Annotated in this window: 26 protein-coding genes; 24 read left to right on the top strand and 2 right to left on the bottom strand. The window is 38.7% G+C overall.

Annotated elements, in window-relative coordinates; all coding sequences use genetic code 11:
- The first annotated feature begins 2 nt into the window (after positions 1-2).
- The 18 genes from rpmA to recN all read left to right on the top strand — a co-directional run bounded on the left by rpmA (position 3) and on the right by recN (position 16,765).
- Positions 3-296 carry a 50S ribosomal protein L27 gene (gene rpmA / locus IGJ87_RS08840; RefSeq protein ID WP_002289452.1) on the top strand — a complete coding sequence of 98 codons (294 nt, stop codon included), beginning with the start codon at positions 3-5 and terminating at the stop codon, positions 294-296.
- 433 nt (positions 297-729) lie between these two features.
- Positions 730-3,537 (top strand): sigma 54-interacting transcriptional regulator, encoded by a 2,808-nt coding sequence (locus tag IGJ87_RS08835; RefSeq protein ID WP_002320929.1) that lies wholly within the window; start codon positions 730-732, stop codon positions 3,535-3,537.
- Positions 3,538-3,727: 190 nt separating this feature from the next.
- A complete protein-coding gene (locus IGJ87_RS08830; protein ID WP_002289455.1) occupies positions 3,728-4,219 on the top strand; it encodes a mannose/fructose/sorbose PTS transporter subunit IIB in 492 nt (163 codons plus the stop codon).
- Positions 4,220-4,321: 102 nt separating this feature from the next.
- Positions 4,322-5,311: a mannose/fructose/sorbose PTS transporter subunit IIB gene (locus IGJ87_RS08825; protein WP_002289456.1), complete on the top strand. Its 990-nt coding sequence runs from the start codon at positions 4,322-4,324 to the stop codon at positions 5,309-5,311.
- A gap of 32 nt (positions 5,312-5,343) precedes the next feature.
- Positions 5,344-6,147, top strand: coding sequence for a PTS mannose/fructose/sorbose transporter subunit IIC (locus tag IGJ87_RS08820; RefSeq protein WP_002294546.1), 804 nt, complete (start codon positions 5,344-5,346; stop codon positions 6,145-6,147).
- 20 nt (positions 6,148-6,167) lie between these two features.
- A complete protein-coding gene (locus IGJ87_RS08815) occupies positions 6,168-7,082 on the top strand; it encodes a PTS system mannose/fructose/sorbose family transporter subunit IID (RefSeq protein WP_002286670.1) in 915 nt (304 codons plus the stop codon).
- A gap of 82 nt (positions 7,083-7,164) precedes the next feature.
- Positions 7,165-7,539: a DUF956 family protein gene (locus tag IGJ87_RS08810; RefSeq protein ID WP_002286668.1), complete on the top strand. Its 375-nt coding sequence runs from the start codon at positions 7,165-7,167 to the stop codon at positions 7,537-7,539.
- Between the two features lie 138 nt (positions 7,540-7,677).
- Positions 7,678-7,923, top strand: a complete 246-nt coding sequence (locus IGJ87_RS08805; protein ID WP_002286666.1) for a GlsB/YeaQ/YmgE family stress response membrane protein — start codon at positions 7,678-7,680, stop codon at positions 7,921-7,923.
- 171 nt (positions 7,924-8,094) lie between these two features.
- Complete coding sequence (locus tag IGJ87_RS08800) at positions 8,095-9,159, top strand: M24 family metallopeptidase (RefSeq protein WP_194178001.1); 1,065 nt, start codon at positions 8,095-8,097, stop codon at positions 9,157-9,159.
- A gap of 245 nt (positions 9,160-9,404) precedes the next feature.
- Positions 9,405-9,830: an Asp23/Gls24 family envelope stress response protein gene (locus IGJ87_RS08795; RefSeq protein WP_002286664.1), complete on the top strand. Its 426-nt coding sequence runs from the start codon at positions 9,405-9,407 to the stop codon at positions 9,828-9,830.
- Positions 9,823-10,272 (top strand): transcription antitermination factor NusB, encoded by a 450-nt coding sequence (gene nusB / locus IGJ87_RS08790; RefSeq protein WP_002286662.1) that lies wholly within the window; start codon positions 9,823-9,825, stop codon positions 10,270-10,272. Before IGJ87_RS08795 ends, nusB begins: the two co-directional genes overlap by 8 nt.
- Before the next feature lie 96 nt (positions 10,273-10,368).
- Complete coding sequence (locus IGJ87_RS08785) at positions 10,369-11,223, top strand: bifunctional methylenetetrahydrofolate dehydrogenase/methenyltetrahydrofolate cyclohydrolase (protein ID WP_002286660.1); 855 nt, start codon at positions 10,369-10,371, stop codon at positions 11,221-11,223.
- The gene (gene xseA / locus IGJ87_RS08780; RefSeq protein ID WP_409536734.1) at positions 11,224-12,561 is read left to right on the top strand and encodes an exodeoxyribonuclease VII large subunit; all 1,338 of its coding nucleotides are present in this window, start codon (positions 11,224-11,226) and stop codon (positions 12,559-12,561) included. It begins immediately after the preceding gene.
- Between the two features lie 4 nt (positions 12,562-12,565).
- Positions 12,566-12,790 (top strand): exodeoxyribonuclease VII small subunit, encoded by a 225-nt coding sequence (locus tag IGJ87_RS08775; RefSeq protein WP_002336923.1) that lies wholly within the window; start codon positions 12,566-12,568, stop codon positions 12,788-12,790.
- Position 12,791: 1 nt separating this feature from the next.
- Positions 12,792-13,682: a polyprenyl synthetase family protein gene (locus IGJ87_RS08770; protein ID WP_002286656.1), complete on the top strand. Its 891-nt coding sequence runs from the start codon at positions 12,792-12,794 to the stop codon at positions 13,680-13,682.
- An 8-nt stretch (positions 13,683-13,690) separates the two neighbouring features.
- Positions 13,691-14,509, top strand: a complete 819-nt coding sequence (locus IGJ87_RS08765; protein ID WP_002286655.1) for a TlyA family RNA methyltransferase — start codon at positions 13,691-13,693, stop codon at positions 14,507-14,509.
- Between the two features lie 106 nt (positions 14,510-14,615).
- Entirely contained in the window at positions 14,616-15,065 is a 450-nt protein-coding gene (locus IGJ87_RS08760) for an arginine repressor (protein ID WP_002286653.1), read from the top strand.
- A gap of 17 nt (positions 15,066-15,082) precedes the next feature.
- Complete coding sequence (recN, locus tag IGJ87_RS08755) at positions 15,083-16,765, top strand: DNA repair protein RecN (RefSeq protein WP_002326038.1); 1,683 nt, start codon at positions 15,083-15,085, stop codon at positions 16,763-16,765.
- Positions 16,766-16,819: 54 nt separating this feature from the next.
- On the opposite strand, the gene IGJ87_RS08750 is transcribed toward recN, so the two are convergent.
- Together IGJ87_RS08750 and IGJ87_RS08745 are read right to left on the bottom strand one after the other, a co-directional pair.
- Positions 16,820-16,936 carry a DUF4044 domain-containing protein gene (locus IGJ87_RS08750; RefSeq protein ID WP_002291876.1) on the bottom strand — a complete coding sequence of 39 codons (117 nt, stop codon included), beginning with the start codon at positions 16,934-16,936 and terminating at the stop codon, positions 16,820-16,822.
- 72 nt (positions 16,937-17,008) lie between these two features.
- On the bottom strand, positions 17,009-17,965 hold the full coding sequence (locus tag IGJ87_RS08745) for a magnesium transporter CorA family protein (protein WP_002286649.1): 957 nt from the start codon (positions 17,963-17,965) through the stop codon (positions 17,009-17,011).
- 170 nt (positions 17,966-18,135) lie between these two features.
- Here IGJ87_RS08745 and IGJ87_RS08740 point away from each other — a divergent pair, with 170 nt between their 5' ends.
- The 6 genes from IGJ87_RS08740 (at position 18,136) to mraY (ending at position 23,672) form a co-directional block, all read left to right on the top strand.
- A complete protein-coding gene (locus IGJ87_RS08740; protein ID WP_002286647.1) occupies positions 18,136-18,504 on the top strand; it encodes a DUF3397 domain-containing protein in 369 nt (122 codons plus the stop codon).
- Positions 18,505-18,673: 169 nt separating this feature from the next.
- Positions 18,674-19,105 (top strand): division/cell wall cluster transcriptional repressor MraZ, encoded by a 432-nt coding sequence (mraZ, locus tag IGJ87_RS08735; protein WP_002326039.1) that lies wholly within the window; start codon positions 18,674-18,676, stop codon positions 19,103-19,105.
- Positions 19,106-19,125: 20 nt separating this feature from the next.
- A complete protein-coding gene (rsmH, locus tag IGJ87_RS08730) occupies positions 19,126-20,085 on the top strand; it encodes a 16S rRNA (cytosine(1402)-N(4))-methyltransferase RsmH (protein WP_002297994.1) in 960 nt (319 codons plus the stop codon).
- 4 nt (positions 20,086-20,089) lie between these two features.
- Positions 20,090-20,491, top strand: a complete 402-nt coding sequence (gene ftsL / locus IGJ87_RS08725) for a cell division protein FtsL (RefSeq protein WP_002294542.1) — start codon at positions 20,090-20,092, stop codon at positions 20,489-20,491.
- Complete coding sequence (locus IGJ87_RS08720; protein ID WP_002286640.1) at positions 20,492-22,684, top strand: penicillin-binding transpeptidase domain-containing protein; 2,193 nt, start codon at positions 20,492-20,494, stop codon at positions 22,682-22,684.
- Positions 22,685-22,709: 25 nt separating this feature from the next.
- Positions 22,710-23,672 carry a phospho-N-acetylmuramoyl-pentapeptide-transferase gene (gene mraY, locus IGJ87_RS08715; protein WP_002286639.1) on the top strand — a complete coding sequence of 321 codons (963 nt, stop codon included), beginning with the start codon at positions 22,710-22,712 and terminating at the stop codon, positions 23,670-23,672.
- Positions 23,673-23,674: the final 2 nt, after the last annotated feature.

Here is a 23,674-nt window from a genome sequence, read left to right as displayed (position 1 = left end):
CCATGTTGTTATCTATGAATCTACAATTATTTGCCCACAAAAAAGGTGGCGGTTCTACATCTAACGGCCGTGACTCAGAATCAAAACGTCTAGGTGCTAAACGTGCTGATGGACAAACAGTTACAGGTGGATCAATTCTTTACCGTCAACGCGGTACAAAAATCTATCCAGGTGTAAACGTGGGTATCGGTGGAGACGACACTTTATTTGCAAAAGTTGATGGCGTAGTACGTTTCGAACGTAAAGGCCGTAACAAAAAACAAGTGTCTGTTTATCCAGTAGCTCAAGAAGCTTAATTGAATCTTATGATTAAAGAGGTTGTGACAAGACTTTTGTCACAGCCTTTTTTGTTTATAAAAATAAAAGTTGTAGTGGAGGCTACGAAGTTTACTTTGTCTTTTTACACTTAATATTTTTTTGCCAATTTGGAATCAGGATGTTTTGATAACTATCGTTTTCAATTGATGGAAGCTATATTGTTTGCTATCAGTGAAATAATTATATGGTAAACAGTGTTCTTTTTCTTGTTTCCATTATAAAAATCGTATCGGGATTTTTCGTTCTTTTAAATTGAACATTTCTATCTATCCGCGTGTTATCAACAAAACAAAATCAGGTAAATAGTTGACGAAACAGAAATAAATACATAGTATTATGTTTTGAAGCCTAAGTACAACAGTCTATAGAAAAGGAGCGATACCATTGGCAAAACGCATTGACCGAATTTATATGTATGTCAAAGAAAAAACCGCTCATTTAACAAAGGCAGAATATGATCAAGGAGTAACAACACAGGAAATTGCTGAAGTGTTAGGGATTCAGCGAACAAATAGCAGTAAAGATCTGAATCAGCTAGTGCGCGAAGGAAAACTGATAAAGACAGACGGACGACCAGTACGTTACATATATCAAACACTCGTTACGCACGTAAAGCCAGTTACAAAACATGTAGTCAGTTACAAAGAAACGCCGGTCTCTGAAGAAAAAAATACACTCCAAATAGATACTAAGGATATCTTTGCAAAAATCATTGGAGCTAACGGCAGCATGAAAAATTCAGTGGAACAGGCAAAAGCTGCGATTTTGTATCCGCCAAGAGGATTAAATTGTTTGATTACAGGACCTACCGGATCAGGAAAAACTTATTTTGCACACGCGATGTATCATTTTGCAAAAGCGCATCATGTAATAGATGAGGAAACGGAACTGATTGTTTTCAATTGTGCTGATTATGCCAATAACCCTGAGCTTTTGATGAGTCATTTATTTGGGTACGCAAAAGGTGCTTTTACAGGCGCAGATGAAGAAAAAATGGGGATTATCGATCAAGCGGATGGCGGTATGCTGTTTTTGGATGAGATTCACCGGTTGCCGCCTGAAGGTCAAGAAATGATCTTTTACTTTATGGATCATGGAACTTACAGTCGTCTTGGGGAAACAACGAAATCCCATGAAGCAAATGTACGGATCGTAGGTGCGACCACAGAAGACCCAGGTTCTTCTCTATTAGAAACTTTTGTTCGGCGTATCCCAATCAATATCAAACTTCCGGCTTTTGAAAAACGTCCTGCAAATGAGAAAGTCGATTTAGTAAAAATCATGATTGCCCACGAAGCAAACCGCACGCAGCGAAAGATTTCTTTGACAGAAGATGTAGCAAAAGCATTGATCGGCAGTGTGACCTATGGAAATATAGGACAATTGAAGTCAAATATCCAGTTAGTATGTGCACGAGGATTTCTAAATCATATGCAATCACCCGAAATCTCGATCACAATCGATGATTTGACAGAAGGGATTCGTAGCGGATTGATTCAATTAGCAAGCAACCGCAGTGCAATGGCAGAGCTTTCTAAAATATTGGAGCCAAAGATAACTGTAGCACCAAATGATACGATCATGAAAATCCAATCGGACTCCTATGAGTTACCTTATAATCTATATGATATCATCGGAGATAAAGCAGCTTTACTGAAGTCGGATGGTTTGGATCAAGAAGCAATCAATCATTTCATTTCTACAGATATCAACATCCATCTGAAGTCTTTCTATAAAGACCATGGTTTTTCTTTTAATGCAGACAGCAAATTAGCAGAATTTGTAGATCCGAAAATCATAGAAGTGACCAATCAGATTTATGTAATGGTCAAAAGATCTTTACCATATGAGTTTCAGCAAAACTTTATTTATGCTATGAGCTTGCATATCAGTTCTTTTTTGAAAAAAATCAACTTAGGAGAAGAACGGCATACGAATGATAACATCCGTGAGATGGCTTTTGATTTTCCAGATGAATATGCTGTTGCGAAAGAAGTGCGTAGTTATATCGAAACGTATTTTCAAGTGGAGATTCCAGAAAGTGAAGACTATTACTTGACCGTTCTACTCGTCTCGTTACGGGCAAATCAAGCAAGCGGCAGAATCGGTGTAGTCGTTGCAGCTCACGGAAACAGCACAGCAAGCAGTATGGTCCAAGTTGTCCAACAGTTGTTAGATGCAGAGAACGTACGAGCAGTAGACATGCCTTTGGATATGGATCCGAAAACAGCATTGGACCGAATTGAACGCAATGTACAAGAAGTAGATGAAGGAAGCGGGGTCATACTCTTAGTAGATATGGGGTCCCTTGCGTCGTTTAATTCGCAAATTCAAAGAGACACTGGAATTCCAGTACGTACTGTTGATATGGTAACAACTTCTCTAGTTTTGGAAACTGTACGAAAGGTCTCAGTATTAGGGACAGATCTAGATATGTTGCATGAATCATTGAAAAATTTTCGAGGTTACGCAGAAATATCTTCTGTAGAATCTGTTCAGGAAGCAAAACCTATTCATAAGAAAAAAGCTGTTTTGGCTATCTGCGCATCTGGCGAAGGTACAGCACAAAGAATCAAAGAATTGATCGAACGAGCGGTAAACAAGCGTCAAGAAACAGAATTAGAAGTTCTAGCTTTGTCGATTGTGGAAGTGAAAGAAGAACTGCCAGTTATCCAAAAAGAATATCAGATCATAGCTACTACTGGGATTACTGATTTGAATATCCAAGCCCCATTTATTCCTTTAGAACGTTTTATTGATCAAAATATCGAAGTCATTTTGGATCAGTTGCTGATGGAATCAGAATTGGAGGAAACTGAATTCATCTCCCTAGATGAAGAGTCAGCTAAAAATACGTGTGTTGAGTTTATCTCTGATAACTTCATCTTTATTAATGGTAGTAAGTTAATCGATCCAATGTGGCAATTTTCTACACAAATCTCTCAGACGACGGGAATCGGCGATGAAGAATATGGATTCAAAATCAACCTAGTGATGCACACAGCAGGAATGATCGAACGTATTATTCGGAATGAACCATTGACTGTGGAAGAAAACGAATTGACAAATACAACGAATGATCCTCTTTATAGCCAATTGGCAGCCTCAGTTGTTCTGTTGGAAGATCAGATAAAAGTAAAAGTGCCGATAGAAGAAATGTATTATCTGCTACGTCTAGTCCATAATCAGTTAGATAAAAAAGAATACACTGTGCCATGAATACACAAAAACGATACACTTTTATAGTGTATCGTTTTTGTGTATTGGTTAAGAATCCTTTAAATTCAATTAGTGTATCGTAAAAAAGTTGGCACGCTTTTTGCTTATAGTAGTGTGTGCTAGGAGGTGGTTGTTCACACAGAAATGATAGGGGTTTCTGTGAAGTAGTGAGGAAGAAGGAGTTTTGCAGATGGATATTCGATTGGCACGTATAGATGATCGTTTAATCCACGGGCAAGTCGCAACAGTTTGGTCGAAGCAAACAGGTGTTGAACGTATCATTGTGATCAGCGATGTAGTCGCTCAAGATAAATTGAGAAAGTTTCTACTAAAAGAAGCTGCACCGCCGGGGATCACAGCAAATGTAATAACCGTGCAGAAAATGATTCAAATCTATCATAGTGGATTATTATCACGAGCAAAAGTGATGCTTTTATTCACCAATCCCCAAGATGTTGAAGCGGTTGTCCGCTGCGGTGTACAGTTGAAGTCGTTGAATATCGGCGGTATGAGTTTTACTGAAGGCAAATCAATGATTACCAATTTTGTTTCAGTAAATCAACAAGATATTGATTCCTTTCGTTACTTGAACAGTCAAGAAGTGGAGTTAGAGATTCGAAAAGTACCTGCTGACAGGAAAATCCTTTTGATGGAACTACTAGCGAAAATCAAAAAGGTGTAGCAAGAATGGTTGTTGGAAAAGGTCAAATAATTCTGTTGTAATGGTTAGCAATTATTAATATTTTTGAATTTGTTACAACAAAAGTAAATAGGAGGTATAAATATGGTAGGGATTATCCTAGCAAGTCATGGACAATTTGCTGAAGGAATCTTACAATCCGGTTCAATGATCTTTGGCGAACAAGAAAACGTCAAAGCCGTGATTTTGAAACCAAGTGAAGGTCCAGATGACTTGAGAGCCAAATTGGAAGAAGCGGTTGCTTCTTTTGATAATCAAGACGAAGTGTTATTCTTAGTTGATTTATGGGGCGGAACACCGTTCAATCAATCAAACACATTATTCGAAGAGCACAAAGATAAATGGGCAATCGTCAGCGGTTTGAATTTACCAATGTTGATTGAAGCCTACGCATCACGGTTTTCAATGGAATCTGCTCATGAAATTGCAGCACACATCATTGAAACAGCAAAAGACGGTGTAAAAGTAAAACCGGAAGAATTAGAACCGGCAGAAGCACCGAAAGCAGCAGTTGAAGACGCACAACCTAAAGGAGCACTTCCAGAAGGAACTGTGGTCGGAGACGGAAAAATCAAATATGTATTAGCACGTGTTGACTCACGTCTGTTACATGGACAAGTTGCGACAGCTTGGACAAAAGCAGTGCAACCAAACCGTATTATCGTTGTTTCAGATGCAGTATCAAAGGATGATCTGCGTAAGAGACTAATCGAACAAGCTGCTCCTCCAGGTGTAAAAGCAAATGTTATTCCTATTAGCAAAATGATCGAAGTAGCAAAAGACCCTCGTTTTGGAAATACCAAAGCATTGCTTTTATTTGAAAATCCTGAAGACGTATTGACAGCTGTTGAAGGTGGCGTAGACATCAAAGAATTAAATGTTGGGTCAATGGCGCATTCGGTTGGTAAAGTCGTTGTAAGTAAAGTATTGTCTATGGGACAAGAAGACGTTGAAGCGTTTGAGAAGCTTGAACAAAAAGGTGTGAAATTCGATGTACGTAAAGTACCTAATGATTCACGCGATAACATGGATGATATTTTGAAAAAAGCAAAAGCTGAATTAGCAAAAGCGTAATAAATAATATTAAAATTTATAGGAGGCTTATCATGTCTATTATTTCAATAATTTTAGTCGTATTAGTTGCCTTTCTAGCTGGTATGGAAGGTATTCTTGATGAATTTCAATTTCATCAACCACTAGTGGCATGTACATTGATCGGTTTAGTTACCGGTAACCTCGAAGCTGGTATCGTACTTGGCGGTACGCTTCAGATGATCGCTTTAGGTTGGGCAAATATCGGTGCCGCTGTAGCACCAGATGCTGCATTAGCATCAGTAGCATCAGCAATTATTTTAGTTTTAGGTGGACAAGGTGTTAAAGGTGTTCCTTCTGCGATCGCGATTGCCGTTCCTTTGGCTGTTGCAGGGTTGTTCTTAACAATGATCGTACGTACAATCGCTGTTCCAATCGTTCATTTGATGGATGCGGCTGCTGAAGAAGGAAACATCCGTAAGGTTGAAATGTGGCACATCATTGCTGTATGTTTACAAGGGGTTCGTATCGCGGTCCCAGCAGCAGCGTTGCTATTTATCCCAGCACAAACTGTGCAATCATTCCTTGAATCAATGCCAGCATGGTTAACAGATGGTATGGCTATCGGTGGGGGAATGGTCGTAGCTGTAGGTTACGCTTTGGTAATCAACATGATGGCTACAAAAGAAGTATGGCCATTCTTCGTTATTGGTTTCGTTGTAGCTGCAATTTCTCAATTAACATTGATTGCTCTAGGTGCTTTAGGTGTTGCATTAGCTCTTATTTACTTGAACCTTTCTAAAATGGGTGGTTCATCAAATAATGGAGGCGGAAGCAACTCTGGTGACCCTTTAGGCGACATTTTGAATGACTATTAATCTTGAAGGAGGAAAATAAAATGGCAGAAGAAAAAATCAAATTATCAAAAAAAGATCGTTTAGCTGTTGCGTGGCGCTCTACCTTCATTCAAGGTTCATGGAACTACGAACGTATGCAAAACGGTGGCTGGGCATTTTCTATGATTCCAGCAATCAAAAAATTATACAAAACAAAAGAAGAACGTTCTGCAGCATTAAAACGTCACTTGGAATTCTTTAATACACACCCATACATTGCTTCTCCAATTTTAGGGGTTACATTGGCTCTGGAAGAAGAACGTGCGAATGGCGCGCCTGTTGATGATGTAGCGATTCAAGGGGTTAAAGTAGGTATGATGGGTCCTTTAGCTGGTGTTGGTGACCCAGTGTTCTGGTTTACAGTACGTCCAATGCTAGGTGCACTAGGTGCTTCATTAGCTATGGGAGGAAATATCCTTGGACCAATCATCTTCTTCTTAGGTTGGAACATTATTCGTTGGGCATTCATGTGGTATACACAAGAATTTGGCTACAAAGCTGGTTCTAAAATTACTGATGACCTTTCTGGCGGATTGTTACAAGACGTAACAAAAGGTGCTTCAATTTTAGGGATGTTCGTATTAGCTGCCCTTGTACAAAGATGGGTATCAATCAAATTCTTACCAGTTGTATCAACTGTAAAATTAGATAAAGGTGCTTACATCGAATGGGATAAATTGCCTTCAGGTGGTGAAGGAATCAAGAGTGCATTTGAACAAGTTAATAATGGCTTAGCCCTTTCTCCTGAAAAGGTAACAACATTACAAGACAACTTAGACCAATTGATTCCTGGTTTAGCTGCATTAGGATTAACATTGTTATGTATGTGGTTGCTTAAGAAAAAGGTTTCTCCAATCGTTATCATCCTTGGTTTATTCGTAGTCGGTGTTGTTGGACACGTCATCGGACTTTTATAATCCATAAAAATATAGCTCGGGCGTTGTCCCGAGCTTTTTTTATATAGTATACTGTTCATAAACAAATATCTGGAGGGAGAAAATGGTTCAATCAATCAATACAAAAGTAGACTTGGTAATTGATGCTACTTCGTTTACGGGTCTGACAGATTACGGGCAAATCATGATAGGTGATAATGGTTTTGAGTTTTACCATGCGCGAGATAGACGCAAATATATCCAAATTCCATGGGAAGAAGTGGATTATGTACTAGCATCAGTCATGCTAAAGGGAAAATGGATTCCTCGATATGCCATTCAAACGAAAAAAAATGGTACATACACATTTTCTTCCAAAGAACCTAAAAAAGTGCTTCGTGCGATCAGAGAATATGTAGATGAAGATAGAATGGTACAATCATTGAGTTTCTTTGATGTAGTGAAACGTGGTATTCGTAGTATGTTTAAACGCAAGTAAAAAATAAAGAAAACTTCTAAGAGGAGGTTTTCTTTATTTTTTTACTTTGCAGAAGAAAATATGAAATAGCAAAACCAATTATTTGTCCCCTTTAAATCCCATATGCTAAAATTGATTAGCAAAGAAGGAGGTTATATTATGAGTTGGTTATGGACATTGATTGTTGGAGCCGTGATCGGAGCAATTGCAGGTGCGATCACCAGTAAAGGAAATTCGATGGGCTGTGTAACGAATATCATTGCTGGACTAGTCGGTTCAAGTATTGGACAAGCGATTTTCGGCGAATGGGGACCAAAAGCTGCAGGTATGGCACTTATTCCATCTATTTTAGGCGCAGTGATTTTGGTAGCAGTTGTCTCATTTTTCTTTGGAAAACGATCATAAGTTTTTACAAAATAGTAAACTAAAAGGAGTTGCAGCGAGACTGTGACTCCTTTTTGGCTTTATTTATTTAAAATAAAAAGAAGTTTTCCGGAAATTTTTATTTAACTGTCGTGTACGAAGAAAAGTTTGCTATAATGGAAAAAAGCGTGCAAAGAAAGAGGGAGTTTCATTATGATGCTACGTGTAGAAAAATTGCGCAAAAAAATGCAAGAAGAAAATTTGGATTCATTTTTGGTTACCAGTCCGTACAATCTTCGTTACTTAACGAACTTTACAGGTACGACAGGATTAGCTGTTATTACTTTGGAAAAAGCATTTTTTATTACTGATTTTCGTTATACCGAGCAGGCGGCAGCGCAGGCTCAAGGGTTTGAAATTATTAAAAATGTCGGACCTATTTTTGATGAGGTAGCAAACTTAGTACGCAAAGAAGAACTGCACTCATTAGCTTTTGAGGAAACAACAGTCTCATTTTTAGAATATTCGGTTTTAGAAGAAATCATCGATGCGGAATTAGTACCTGTTTCACAGATGATCGAAGAACTCAGAGAAGTGAAAGATGAAGAAGAAATCGCTATTATCGAAAAAGCATGTCATATTGCGGATATGGCATATAATCACATCCTGAAAATGATCCAACCGGGCATGACTGAGATTGAAGTCGCAAATCAACTAGACTTTTATATGCGTTCTCTTGGCGCTTCAGGTGTTTCTTTTGATACGATCGTTGCTAGCGGATTGCGTTCGGCTATGCCGCATGGTGTAGCAAGCAAAAAAATCATCGAACAAGGCGACTTGATCACATTGGACTTTGGTTGCTATTACGAAGGGTACGTTTCCGATATGACACGTACATTCGCTATTGGTGATCCTGGGGAAAAATTAAAAGAAATTTATCAAATAGTCTTAGATGCTCAATTAGCAGTTATTGATGCTGCAAAACCAGGAATGACTGGTGTCCAATTAGATGCAGTTGCTAGAGATTATATTTCAAAACATGGTTACGGGGAAGCATTTGGACATTCTACAGGACATGGGATCGGTTTAGAGATCCACGAAGGACCAAACGTTTCTTCTCGTGCAGAAAAGCAATTTGTACCAGGAAATGTGATCACTGATGAACCAGGGATCTACTTACCAGGAATCGGTGGAGTACGTATTGAGGATGACTTGTTGATCACAGAAGATGGAAATCGTGTGTTGACTCGTTCACCAAAAGAATTGATCATCTTATAGTTTCATCAATAGAAGAAGTAAGCGTAAAAATCAGTGTTCACAGACTTTGTTATAGAAAATCACTCGATTTAATGATACACTATAGAAGAACTTTTAAGCTGTAAGAGATAATAAAGTTGGGTGTTTTCTCCAATTCATAGCAGTTTGCAGCTGATCGGCGGCAGTTTTCTTACCACGTGATCACTATGCCGCATCATAGAGAATTCGGATGTATCTCGTGCTTAGGCAAAGGGAGGAATAAATAAATGGCAGATGAAAAAAATTTGATTTTAAACGCAAACCAAGATTTAGGAGAGATCGTGATCGCTCCTGAAGTCATCGAAGTAATTATCGGGATTGCAGCTTCTAAAGTAGAAGGCGTATACGGAATGCGCGGAACTTTTGCCAGCAATGTCACTGAATTATTAGGACGTGCAGCTCACGGAAAAGGTGTTTACTTAGCAAACGAGGAAGATGGCTTGAAAGTAGATCTTTACTGTTATCTAGAATATGGTGTTTCAGTTCCTAAAGTAGCAATGGAAATGCAGGAACGGGTCAGCCAGCAAGTCCTTTTCATGACGGATATCGATTTATCTGAAGTCAATATCCATGTAGTAGCTGTTGTTCCTGAAAAATTAGAACAACCAACAATCGAAGAACTTTTTGAAGATGAAGAGGAAGAGAATGAATAAAGAATTATCAAGACACGAGATTCGGGAAATGGCATTGCAGGCTTTATTTCCATTAGACTTCAATGCAGACCTAACAAAAGAAGATGCGATTTTCAACGCAATCGAATTAGACCACCGCGACATGATCAACGAAGATGAATCAGAGTTTGTTCCTGTTTATCTTGATACGCTAGTTGGCGGTGTCTGTGCAAAAAAAGATGAATTGGATAAAGTGATTGAAAAACATTTAAAAAACAATTGGCACATCAATCGGATCTCAAAAATGGATTTGGTGATCTTGCGTATCGCGATTTTTGAAATGACTTATGTGACAGATGTACCAGCGGCTGTTGCTTTAAATGAAGCAATCGAGTTGGCAAAAACATTTAGTGATGACCGTTCACGTAAATTCGTCAACGGTGTTTTATCCAATGTATTGAAAGAATTAGAAGCTGGGGCGTAAGTCCTAGCTTTTTTCTATGAATCATCATAAACCTGTTATAAATCGGGAAAATTCTATGGTAGAATGAAAACACAAAAAATATCTGGGAGTGGTTAGATGGCAGAATTGATTAACGGAAAAGAATTAGCTGAAAAAATGCAGGCAGAGATTGCTGAAAAAATCCAAAAATTGAAAGATAATGGTATCCATCCCGGATTAGTCGTTTTATTGGTAGGGGAAAATCCAGCCAGCCAAATCTATGTAAGAAATAAAGAACGTGTAGCAAAAGAAATCGGAATCCATTCATTGGTAGAGCGTTATCCTGAGACGATTTCTGAAGACGAACTACTTGCAGAAATTGAAAAATACAATCAAGATCCTAGTTTTCATGGTATATTGGTCCAATTACCATTGCCAAAGCATATAGATGAAGAAAAGATCCTGTTAGCTATCCGCCCTGAAAAAGACGTAGACGGTTTTCATCCGATGAATTTAGGCAGACTCCTTGCGGGTAAACCGGACAAGATTCCTTGTACTCCATACGGCATCATGAAAATGTTTGAAGCTTATTCTATCGATCCGGCGGGTAAACGAGCAGTAGTTATCGGACGAAGCAATATCGTCGGTAAACCGATGGCTCAGCTACTCTTGATGGCAGATGCAACTGTTACTGTTGCTCATTCTAAAACCGAAAATCTGGCTGAACTGGCACAAGAAGCAGATATTTTAGTCGTAGCAATAGGACGTGGACATTTTGTCACAAAAGAATTCGTAAAACCAGGTGCTGTAGTGATAGATGTAGGGATGAACCGTGATGCTAACGGTAAGCTGATCGGTGATGTGAAATTTGATGAAGTGGAGCCTATTGCAGGCTGGATCACTCCTGTGCCAAAGGGTGTAGGGCCAATGACTATCACGATGCTGATGTATCAAACCGTAAAATCTGCCGAAGCTTTTGGAGCAGGTGAATAGATGGCACAAGAATATTTAACTGTCACTACATTAACGAGGTATTTGAAACGTAAATTTGATGCCGATCCTTATTTAGAACGCGTATATTTAACAGGCGAAATATCGAATTTCCGTTTACGTGCCAATGCCCATCAATATTTCAGCTTAAAAGATGACCATGCAAAAATATCTGCCATTATGTTCAAAGGAGCATTCCAAAAATTACGATTCCAGCCAAAAGAAGGAATGAAAGTCCTTGTCGTTGGGCGTATTTCATTATATGAAGCGGGAGGTTCTTATCAAATCTATGTAGAGCACATGGAGCCTGATGGAATAGGTGCTTTATATCAAGAATTGGAAGAACGAAAAGAAAAGCTGATGAAGGAAGGCCTTTTTCAAGGGCCTAAAAAAATGCTGCCACGTTTCCCAAAGCGAATCGCGGTCCTTACCAGTCCAAGCGGAGCGGTTATCCGCGATATCATCACGACGGTGAAAAGAAGATATCCAATTGTCCAATTGGTTTTGTTCCCAACAGTTGTACAAGGAAACCAAGCAGCGGACAATGTTGTCAGGAATATCCAGAGAGTAGAAGAGATGGGCAATTTCGATACAATGATCATCGGTCGTGGGGGTGGTTCGATTGAGGACTTATGGCCGTTTAATGAAGAGCGGGTTGCTCGGGCGATTTATCAAGCTAATACGCCGGTGATTTCATCTGTAGGACATGAAACAGATACCACGATCGCTGATTTAGTAGCAGATGTTCGGGCTGCCACTCCAACAGCAGCTGCAGAATTAGCTGTTCCTGTTTTGTCAGAAGAGTTGATGCGCATTCAAGAACGGCAAGCTAGATTGCAGCAGGCGTTTGTACGCCAGATCCAGCGCAAACAAGAACGGTTCGAGCGTGCTCGACGTTCCTATGTATTTCGGCAGCCTGAAAGATTGTATGAAGGTCAGACCATCAAATTAGACCAGTTGAAACAGCGATTATATCAAGCTACACAGCAAATTTATCATGCGAAAGAAAAACAAACGATCGCATTAAGCCACCAATTGGAACAAGTGGCTCCGCTTTATCGAGTTAAAGCAGCTCGCCAAGAAACTGCTTATCTAGAAAAACACTTAGAAGAGAAAATCCAACAATATATGAAACAACAGCAGCAGCGTTTTGCTCAAGCTGTTCAATCTCTTGATTTGTTGAGTCCATTGAAAATCATGGGAAGAGGCTACAGCTATACGACGTTAAATGATCAAGTAGTAAAAAGTGTCTCCGAGATTCATCAAGGGGATTTGCTGACGATCCATTATCAAGATGGAATCGTTAAAGGACAAGTACAAGAGATAGACAAAGGAGAATAAAAATATGGAAAATCCAACTTTTGAAGAGTCACTGCAAGAATTAGAAAAAATTGTCATGCAGTTAGAACAAGGAGACGTTCCATTAGAATCAGCTCTAGATTCGTTTAAACGAGGAATGGAATTAAGCAAACATTGCCAAGATACATTAGCTAAAGCAGAAGAGATCTTGACGAAAATGATGACAGAATCAAATGAAGAAGTTGATTTTGACGGAAACGAGGAAAGCTGAGATGAGATTAACTGACTTTTCAGCTATTCATCTACCTGCTGTAGAAAAAGAAATCTTGTCTTTTTTAGATGAACATACAACGGATAGAGGACTCTATGATGCGATGAGTTATTCAGTGAAAGCAGGCGGGAAAAGAATACGTCCCTTATTACTTTTAACGGCCGTTGCTTCCTTTGATGAGCCTATCGATGTTCCCGTCTATCAAGTAGCAGCTGCTTTAGAAATGGTGCATACGTATTCCTTGATCCACGATGATTTGCCTGCGATGGACAATGATGATCTTCGTAGAGGAAAACCTACCAATCATAAAGTATTCGGCGAAGCATTAGCTATATTGGCCGGAGATGGTTTGCTTACAGGAGCATTCCAGCTAATCAGTATGGCACACTTAGGTAATTCTCCTAAGCTTCTGCTGCTTCAGCAATTAGCTGTTTGTGCGGGATCACAAGGTATGGTTGCTGGGCAAGCTGCAGATATCGAGGGCGAATCGAAAAAGCTTTCTTTAGAAGAATTAGCATTTATTCATGAAAGAAAGACAGGGCATTTGATTCGTTATGCCTTGCTGGCTGGTGGCATATTAGCGAAGCAACCTGAAGAAATCTTATTGCTACTTCAACGATTAGCCGAACATTTAGGTTTAGCTTTTCAGATAAGAGATGATCTACTCGATGTGATTGGTACAACGAAAACATTAGGGAAAACAGCTGGTAAAGATGAACGTATGGAAAAAAATACTTACCCGCGTTTATTAGGCCTAGAAAAGACACGTGAGGCGTTGGAGATTGAGCTGTTATCCGCCAACAAGATCATAGACAAATTAGAAGAGGACGTTTTTTCTTTTGATGGCGGGCTGATGCGCCAGATGATCAAGCAATTTGATGTGGAGAAATGAGGGAAAGAATGGAAAAAGAACGCGTAGATGTATTAGCGGTCAAACAAGGATTATTTGAAACAAGAGAACAAGCCAAACGTTCAGTGATGGCTGGTTTGATTTACAACGAAAAAAACGAGCGGTTTGATAAACCGGGAGAAAAAATTCCAGTGAGTAGTGAATTAAGAGTCAAAGGTAAAAAACTTCCTTATGTTTCTCGGGGGGGATTAAAATTAGAAAAAGCACTCAAAGCATTTGATCTATCTGTTGAAGGAAAAACATTGTTAGATATTGGTGCTTCCACTGGCGGATTTACTGATGCAGCTTTGCAAAATGGCGCAAAAATGAGTTATGCTTTAGACGTTGGCTACAATCAGCTAGCTTGGAAAATAAGACAAGATCCTAGAGTCGTCGTAATGGAAAGAGTGAATTTTCGTTATGCAAAACCCGAAGACTTTACCTTAGGAATTCCAGAAGTTGCTGTTATCGATGTTTCTTTTATTTCACTAAAACTGATGCTGCCTCCATTACATGCTATTTTAAAAGAAGAGGGAGAAGTGATTGCTTTAATCAAACCCCAATTCGAAGCAGGCAGAGAAGCTGTAGGGAAAAACGGAATTGTTCGTGACCCTCAGACCCATCAAAAAGTTTTAGAAGACATTTTGTCATTTGCGGCACAAGGTGGATATGATGTGCTGGAATTAAGTTATTCTCCGATCACGGGGGGAGAAGGAAATATCGAGTTCTTGGCTCACTTGAGGAAAGTACCCGAAAGCGGAACAATCAATTCAGCTATTAATATGGCAGAAGTGGTTTCAAATGCACACGAACAGTTTGACCATAAATAAATTGTAACTGTGAAAGTCAAGTGAGAAGTATGCGGATTCTTCTTTATTATACCAAGGAAATAAGCTATCATTGATTAAGAAGAATATGCTAAGGAGCGAAGACGTAATGAGAAAAAAAGATCGGCATCGTTTGATTACTCGATTGTTGAGTGAGCAAGATATCCGAAAGCAGGAAGAATTTGTTGAAATCCTGAAAAGCAAAGGAATATCTGTTACTCAAGCTACGATTTCCAGAGATATAAAGGAGCTGAAACTGATCAAGGTACCGGCCTCAGATGGCGGCTACCGTTATAGCATACCAGCTGAAACAAACGAAGATGTAAATACTAAATTGGAAAAACTATTAAAAGACGCTTTCGTGGCAGTTGACCAAATGGAAAAATTTGTTATTTTGAAAACATTGCCGGGAAATGCTTCGGCAGCAGCAAATTTGATTGATAAACGTTACAAGAAAGAATTATTTTCGATTATCAATGATGACGATAATGTTTTGATGATTACACGAACTGAAGACCAGGCAGTTTTATTGAAGAAAGACTTCCTGCATTACCTTTAAGTTGAGGAGCGAATGTGATGCTACAAGAAATCAGTATTACTAACTTTGCGATTATTCCCGAATTGCGGCTTTCTTTTCACGAAGGAATGACCGCGCTGACCGGAGAGACTGGTGCGGGTAAATCCATTATTATCGATGCTTTAGGTCTGTTAGCAGGAGGAAGAGGTTCAAGCGATTATATACGTCAAGGAGCAGAAAAATGTGTGCTTGAAGGGTTGTTTGAACTACCAAAACAAGAAGGATTCTCTGAACTGATGGTTGAATTAGGGATCGAAACAGATGAGGACAATCTGATTGTTCGACGGGATATGTCCTTAACTGGAAAAAATGTTTGTCGAGTGAATGGTCATATCATCACATTAGCTAATTTAAGAAGAATCGGCAGTTATTTAGTAGATATCCAAGGACAAAACGAACATCAGGAACTGCTCCAGCCTGAATCACATCTTGCTTTATTGGATCGTTTTGGAGATGTAGCTTTCCAACAGAAGAAAAAGAGTTATCAGCAAGAATATATCTCTTATCGTGAGCTGGAAAAAAGGGTACGAAAAGTGCAGCAAAATGAAAAATCCTATGTTCAGAGAATAGATATGCTCCATTTCCAGCAAGAAGAAATAGCTTCTGCTGATTTGCAAGTCGGAGAAGAAGAGAAATTAAAAGAAGAAAGAGAAAAACTTAGCAATTATCAAAAAATTGCTGATGGATTAGCTGCAGGTTACGGAGCACTGACGAATAATGAACAAAACAGTGTAGATGGTGTTGGCTTGGCCGTTTCAGAACTGCAAGGGATCGCCCATCTAGATGTGGAGTATGAAGCAATTTATGAAAATATCCAAAGTGCTTACTATTTGCTGCAAGATGCAATCGGCGATATGAGTCGTCAGATTGATTTATTGGAGTTAGATGAGAGTCGTTTAGAAGAAGTGACGCAACGTTTAGAATTAATCCGACAGTTGAAACGTAAATACGGCGAATCCATTGAGTCAATATTGGCTTACTATGACGAAATCACCGAAGAGCTAGCTTCTTCTGATTTTTCAGAAGGTCAATTGGACAAAATGAAAGAGGAACTAGAGCAAAAAGAGCTTCTACTTCAGCAACAAGCCGCAGATCTTCATGAAGCGCGTAAAAAAATCGCAAAAGAATTGGAAAAATCCATTCTGCATGAATTGAAAAGTCTGTATATGGAAAACACTGAGTTTGAGGTACGTTTCTTAAAAGAAGAAAATAGACAATTGAATCATGATGGATTTGACCAAATCGAATTTTACATTACGACCAATCCAGGAGAGCCACTGAAGCCTTTGGTGAAAGTCGCTTCTGGTGGCGAACTGTCTCGGATGTTGCTTGCTTTGAAAACTATTTTTTCTTCTGAGCAAGGTGTGACAAGTATTATTTTTGATGAAGTGGATACAGGTGTGAGCGGAAGAGTTGCACAAGCCATCGCAGATAAAATTTCTCAAATATCGAAATACTCTCAAGTTTTGTGCATCACTCATCTGCCTCAAGTTGCTGCAGTCGCCGACTATCAATATTATATTGTGAAAGCAGTGATTGATGGACGTACGCAAACTTCTGTTTCAGAGTTGAAAACAAAAGAAAGAGAAGAAGAAATTGCACGTATGCTGGCTGGAAGTGAGATTACAAAACTCACACTCGAACATGCAAAAGAACTATTGAAACTCGCAAAAAGGACCTGAGCCACCTCGCAGTGGTTCAGGTCCTTTTCAGCAGCTGATAGCTATATTTTATTTTTACATGACACTCATTACAGCAGTCAATACAACAGATCCAATCGTTAAAATCAGCATTGTCCAAATGACAAATTTTGTTACTTTAGCAAAAGTACTTGTTTGTTTTTTTTCACGCATTGTTTTCAACCTCGTCATTAATTAGTTGATTCAAGTGTACAATCTTTTTGCCATTTCCACAAGAGGGCTTTTTTATAAAAACTTCCCTTTTTTTAAATAATAGGTAGTTACGATACAAATAAATAATGTTAATAGAACTAGCCATATAAAGGCATCATCCCTTTCAGCAATAGGTAACTTAATGTTCATTCCATAGATACTGCCGACGATTGTCGGTATAGTTAAAATAATCGTTAAAGAAGTTAAAATTTTCATAATATTATTCAGATTATTCGATACGATTGCTGAAAAAGTCTGATTCATTTGTTCTACTAGTTTTAATTGAATGCGAGAAGTAGTCATTGCCTGCTCTGTTTCCACCAATACATCACGTAAATGATTTTTCAAAGCATGATTTTCTTGGAAAAGTTTATTTTGCGCTAGTTCTTTCAATGCATCTAAATTAGCAGAAGTCGCTTCTCTGAAATAAACGAGGCTTTTTTGGATATCCATGATTTGATAAAGTTGTTTGTTTTCAGTGGATACTTGAAGTTTGGCTTCCAAAGTATCGCATTGAGATTGAAGCGTAGCTAAATAACTGTTGTAAGAGAGTGTGACCTGCCAAATGAATTGAAAGAAGATATTGAGATTAGGTGAAATATCACTTTTTGGAAAGGTCTGGCTAAAGACTTTCTTTAAAAACAGTGGTTCATGATTCGTAATTGTGATAAGCTTCTTTTTGGGCGTCAAAATGATAGAGAGCGGGTATGTATCCACTTGAAAATAACCGCTAGGACTTGTTTTAGCAAAAGGATATTGTAACAATAATAACGCTGGCTTTGTCAACTTTGATTGATTGAATTCTTCTGTACGGGAATTTTCTGCATCGTCCAATATGGAAGTGATGTAATCTGACGGAATTTCAAATTGATGTGTCAGCTGATGAATCTCTTCTTGATTAGGACGTTCTACACAATACCAGATCGTTTGGTCAGTTTCCTTTCCGGTATTACGCAGTTTCTCATTATCTAATGTAAAATATTTGATCATGATTTTCCTCCTGTTGCCTGTTTCTTTTATTATAACGGATAGGGAATTGGAATACATGGAATGTGTTTGTAAGATATAGAATATAACTGCATAAATTTAAATAAAATGAAACAGTTGTGTAAAGTATATACAGTATACTTGAAGCAACGATAAAAAAGGAGTTTACGTTCATGGGCACATTCACACCACTTATCTTGTTTTGGTATATTTACCCGGTAATCGTTTTGTTTGGTTGCCAATTTCTTGTAAAATTATTTTCGTTAAATCGTCGTTTTAAAATAAAAGCCCCTGATTTGGCGATTCCTTTTTTGTGGGGCGGTATGCATGCATTGTCTAGAAATACAGGGACAATTTCTATCTTGCCGTTTTTCTTTATTTCTGTTTTGCTAATGGGAATTTGTATTGCTGTTTTTCAAGCATATTATTATGAAGAAATTATTTATCCGCGTTATTTCAAGATGACTTGGCGTTTGGTTTTTCTGTTGACAATCGTCTTGTACGCTGTCTTGATCATTGTGAACATACTTTCTTACCTATGAAAAAAATAGAAAAGCTGTAAAAAGTCTTTTAAAAGGCTTTTTGCAGCTTGATTTTTAAAAAAATGTTTATGAATAAAAAAAGTTGTTCCCGGATTTCCCAGAAAAGGTGGTAGAAAGTGGGGGATTGTGGTAGACTAATTTTAGTTAGTGGAGGAATGGGGGGCTTTCAATGTTGATGGGTGAATTCCAACATAATATTGATGCAAAAGGACGTTTAATCGTTCCCTCAAAACTTCGTGAAGAACTTGGCGAAAAGTTTGTTCTGACACGCGGATTGGATGGTTGTCTTTTCGGCTATCCGATGAGCGAATGGGAAAATCTGGAAGCTAAGCTGAACGAAATGCCGTTGGCTAAAAAAGACGCACGTACTTTTGTGCGATTCTTCTATTCGGCTGCCACTGAATGCGAACTTGATAAACAAGGACGAATCAATATACCCAGCACGTTAAGAAATTATGCAGCTTTGACAAAAGGTTGCGTAGTCATCGGTGTATCTAACCGAATTGAAATTTGGGATGAGACACGATGGCAAGATTTTTCTGCAGGAGCAGAAGAGAACTTTGACGAAATTGCTGAAAGTATGATTGATTTCGGACTATAAGAATAGGAAGAGGCTGACTAATGACTGAAACATTTCAACACTATACAGTCATGTTGAAAGAAACGGTAGATGGATTGAACATCAAACCGGATGGCGTTTATGTAGACTGTACACTCGGCGGTGCCGGACATAGTGAATATTTATTAAGCCAACTAAGTTCTAAAGGGCATCTGTATGCGTTTGACCAAGATCAAAAAGCAATCGATCACGCCAAGCTGCGTTTAGCTTCTTATGTCGAACAAGGTATGGTCACATTTATCAAAGCGAATTTCAGAGAATTAGAAGAACGCTTGAGTGAGCATGTAGATAAGGTAGACGGCATTTTGTATGATCTAGGGGTTTCCTCTCCTCAGCTAGATGAAGCAGAACGTGGATTTAGTTATCATCAAGATGCACCGTTGGATATGCGCATGGATCAGTCAGCTCCTTTATCCGCTTATCACGTAATTAATGAATATTCCTACCATGAATTAGTAAAGATTTTCTTCCGCTATGGCGAGGAGAAATTTTCCAAACAAATTGCTCGTGAAATCGAACGAGTACGAAAAACAAAACCAATCCAAACAACTGGTGAGCTTGTCGAAATCATTAAACAAGTCATCCCAGCTCCCGCAAGAAGAAAAGGCGGGCATCCTGCAAAAAGAATTTTTCAAGCTGTGCGGATTGCAGTAAATGACGAACTCGGTGCCGAAGAGGCCTCTTTAGAACAGGCAATCCGGTTATTGAAAGTCAATGGAAGAATCAGCGTAATCACATTCCATTCATTGGAAGACAGAATTGTCAAAAGTATGTTTAAAGAATATAGTACGGTACAAGATCTACCACCGGGACTTCCTGTCATACCTGACGAATTCCAACCAGAACTGAAAGTCATTACTCGTAAACCAATCCTTCCTTCAGAGGAAGAGCTAGCAGAAAACAATCGATCACGCAGTGCAAAGTTACGTATTGCAGAAAAAATAAGAATGAAAGAGGAGTAGAATGATGGCAGAATTAAAGAAAATGCAAGATTACGAATATGATTTACCTGAATTGGTGGATCAGCCAGAACAACAAATGCCTGATTCTTCTTCGAATCAAGAAATCATTCTTCCACAATCACCGGCAAAACGATTGAAGCAGATTTCTGCTTTGGAAAAAATTGCTGTGGCAAGCGTGGCGATTGCTATTGTTGCTTTATGTGTTTTAACAGTTATGCTGCGCACAAATATCAGCGGAGCTGAAAAAGAAATCACGTCAATACAAACAGAAATCAATGATAAAAAGCAAGAAAAAACGAGTTTAGAACAAGAAAAAAACGAACTTTCTCGTACTGAACGGATTAAACAAATCGCAGAAGAAAAAGGATTGTCTATTAATGACGACAATTTAAGGAAAGTGAAGTAAATGAGTCTTAAAAATAAAATTCGGCGGTTTATGGAAAAGAAAAATCTAAATCCGATGAACAATCGCAAAAAAGTAGGTATCATTTTATTTGCTACGAGTATTGGATTGTTCTTTTTATTTGCCGTCCGTTTCTCGTATATCGTTATTGGAGGTCATGTTGCTGGTACCTCGTTAGCTGAAAAAACAAAACAGTTGTACCAAGGAAGTGAAGTAGTAAAAGCAAAAAGAGGAACGATTTATGATCGTAACGGTGTGGCGCTCGCAGAAGATGCCTCCTCTTATTCAATTAAAGCGATACTCTCAAAAACATATACCTCTGGGGATAAAAAACTGTATGTTGAAGAAAAGAATTTTGATAAAATAGCAGAAATCCTGCATAAGAATCTTTCTATAGACAAAAAAGATGCACTGAATATTTTAGAAGACGGCGCAAAAAAAGAGCTGTATCAAGTTGAATTTGGTAGCTATGGGAAAAATATCTCCCAAGAAACCAAGCAAAACATCGAAGCGGACATGAAAAAAGAAGGTGTCGCTGGTCTTTACTTTGTCGACCATCAGGCTCGGATGTATCCAAATGGCGTCTTTTCTTCTCATTTTATTGGATACGCAGTTCCAGACAAAGATGAGAATGGCTTAGTTGGTAAACTAGGTTTGGAGTCTGCTTACAATGATATCTTGAGCGGTAAAGATGGTAAGATTATTTATCAAAAAGATAATTTTCAAAATCCTCTGCCAGGTACAGTGGCAGAAGAAGAAAAAGCTGTCGACGGACAAGATATCTACACGACTTTAGACAGCAGACTACAAAGTTATTTAGAAACACTGATGGATCAAGTAAATGAAGAATATCAGCCAGAAGAATTGACAGCAGTCCTGATGAAAGCAAAAACCGGAGAAATCTTGGCAATGGGACAACGACCTACTTTCAATCCTGAAACAATGGAAGGATTGACTGGAAAAGATGCTATCTGGCGTAATTTCTTGGTACAAGATAGTTATGAACCAGGATCAACCATGAAAGTTTTCACTACTGCAGCTGCTATCGAAGAAGGAGAATTCAACGAGAATGAAACCTTCCAATCTGGAAAAATCCAAGTAGAAGATGCTACGATCAATGACCATGACTTTGGTGAAAAAGGTGTGCTGACCATGCGTCAAGCTCTTTCATGGTCAAGTAACGTCGGGATGGTCATACTGGAACAGCGATTAGGCGGACGATGGTATAACTATTTACAAAAACTGGGATTTGGACAAAGTACTCATTCTGGATTAGATGATGAAGTAAACGGTGCTTTACCTACATCAAATATTGTCGACCGAGCAATGAGTGCTTATGGACAAGCGGTAGGTGTGACGAATTTCCAAATGATGAAAGCTTTCACTTCTATTGCGAATAACGGTACAATGATTCAACCTCGATATATCAGCAAAGTGGTGGATCCCCAAACTGGAGAAGAGCGAACAACTCAAACAGAAGTTCTAGGGCAACCTTTTTCAAAAGAAACAACAGAAAAAGTCCGTGAATATATGAGAGATGTTGTCGAAAGCGAAAACTACGGTAGTGCTTATGGTGTATATAGTGTACCTGGATACAATGTATCGGCAAAAACCGGAACAGCCCAAATCGCTTCTGATACAGGGGGATATCAAACAGGAGATACAGCCTACCTGTATTCGATTGTGGAGATGGTTCCTTCTGAAGATCCAGACTATGTCTTGTATCTAACAATGAAACACCCTAAGACATATGATCGAATGGCCTTGGCTAAAATCGCAAATCCATTGATGAAACGGGCAATGGATTTTAAAGAAACTGAAGAAGATTCAGATACAGAAACAAAAACAGAAAAAGTATCCGTAGCCGATTATCGTAATCTTGAAGCGGACGTTGCAGCAGCTGATGCTCAAAAAAGTGGACTGCAACCTGTAGTGATCGGTAATGGTAAAAAAGTACAAAAACAATCTACTGCCAACGGTGATCAGTTGATCTCTGGAGAAAAACTGATCCTATACACTGGTGGTGATAAGCTGATGCCTGACGTAACAGGATGGTCAAAAGCAGATATCATGAAGCTGGGGAAAATCCTCGGTATTGAAGTTAGTTTTGATGGAGATGGTTATTGTGTCAAACAAGAACTTGCTCCATATGAAAAAATCACTGAAGACAAACTTAGTTTTACTTTAGAAGAATAAGAAGAGAAATAGGAGAGAAAAGAGCATGGAATGGACACAAGCATTGATTCCCATTGTCAGCAGTTGTGCAATGACAATTGCCGCAATGCCGCTATTTATTGGTTACTTTCAAATGAAAAAGCAAGGTCAGGCGATTCGTGAGGAGGGACCAAAGTGGCACAATAGCAAAGCCGGAACTCCTACAATGGGCGGCTTAGTGTTTCTGATCGGCTCTATTTTGACAGGAATTTGGGTTGGAGCTTGGCAAAAACAGCTAACTCCTACTCTTTTCATCTTGCTTTTTGTATTAGCGTTATACGGAGTAATCGGCTTTCTTGATGATTTTATAAAAATATTCAAGAAAAGAAACATGGGACTGAACTCGAAGCAGAAATTGATTGGACAAATTCTAGGGGGAATCATCTTTTATCTTGTTTACCGTTCTGAAGGTTATCCAGGTGTATTGAATTTCTTCGGACTAGATCTACCTTTAGGAATCATTTATGGTATTTTCGCTCTCTTCTGGCTTGTTGGATTTTCAAATGCAGTAAATCTGACAGATGGCATCGATGGATTAGTTGCTGGCTTAGGAAGTATCTCTTTTGCAGCTTACGGTCTAATTGCTTGGCATCAGCATCAGTATGATGTATTAATCATTTGCTTAAGTGTTTTAGGAGGTTTACTGGGTTTCTTCGTCTACAACAGAAAACCTGCCAAGATTTTTATGGGAGATGTCGGTTCATTAGCGTTGGGCGGACTTTTAGCGGCAATTTCTATAATGCTAAACCAAGAATGGACATTGCTTTTGATTGGTTTGATCTATGTTATGGAAACAGCAAGTGTGATGCTTCAAGTTACTTCCTTTAAGCTTACAGGAAAACGAATTTTTAAAATGTCTCCAATTCATCATCACTTTGAAATGTGCGGATGGTCGGAGTGGAAGATTGATACAGTTTTTTGGTTGATCAGCATTGTGACTTCGTTGATCACATTATGGATCGTTTGGTAGGA

Origin of the sequence: Enterococcus sp. DIV1411a (assembly GCF_050531945.1) — a bacterium.
GTDB lineage: Bacteria > Bacillota > Bacilli > Lactobacillales > Enterococcaceae > Enterococcus_B > Enterococcus_B faecium.
This window is presented reverse-complemented; position numbering and strand designations above follow the sequence as displayed.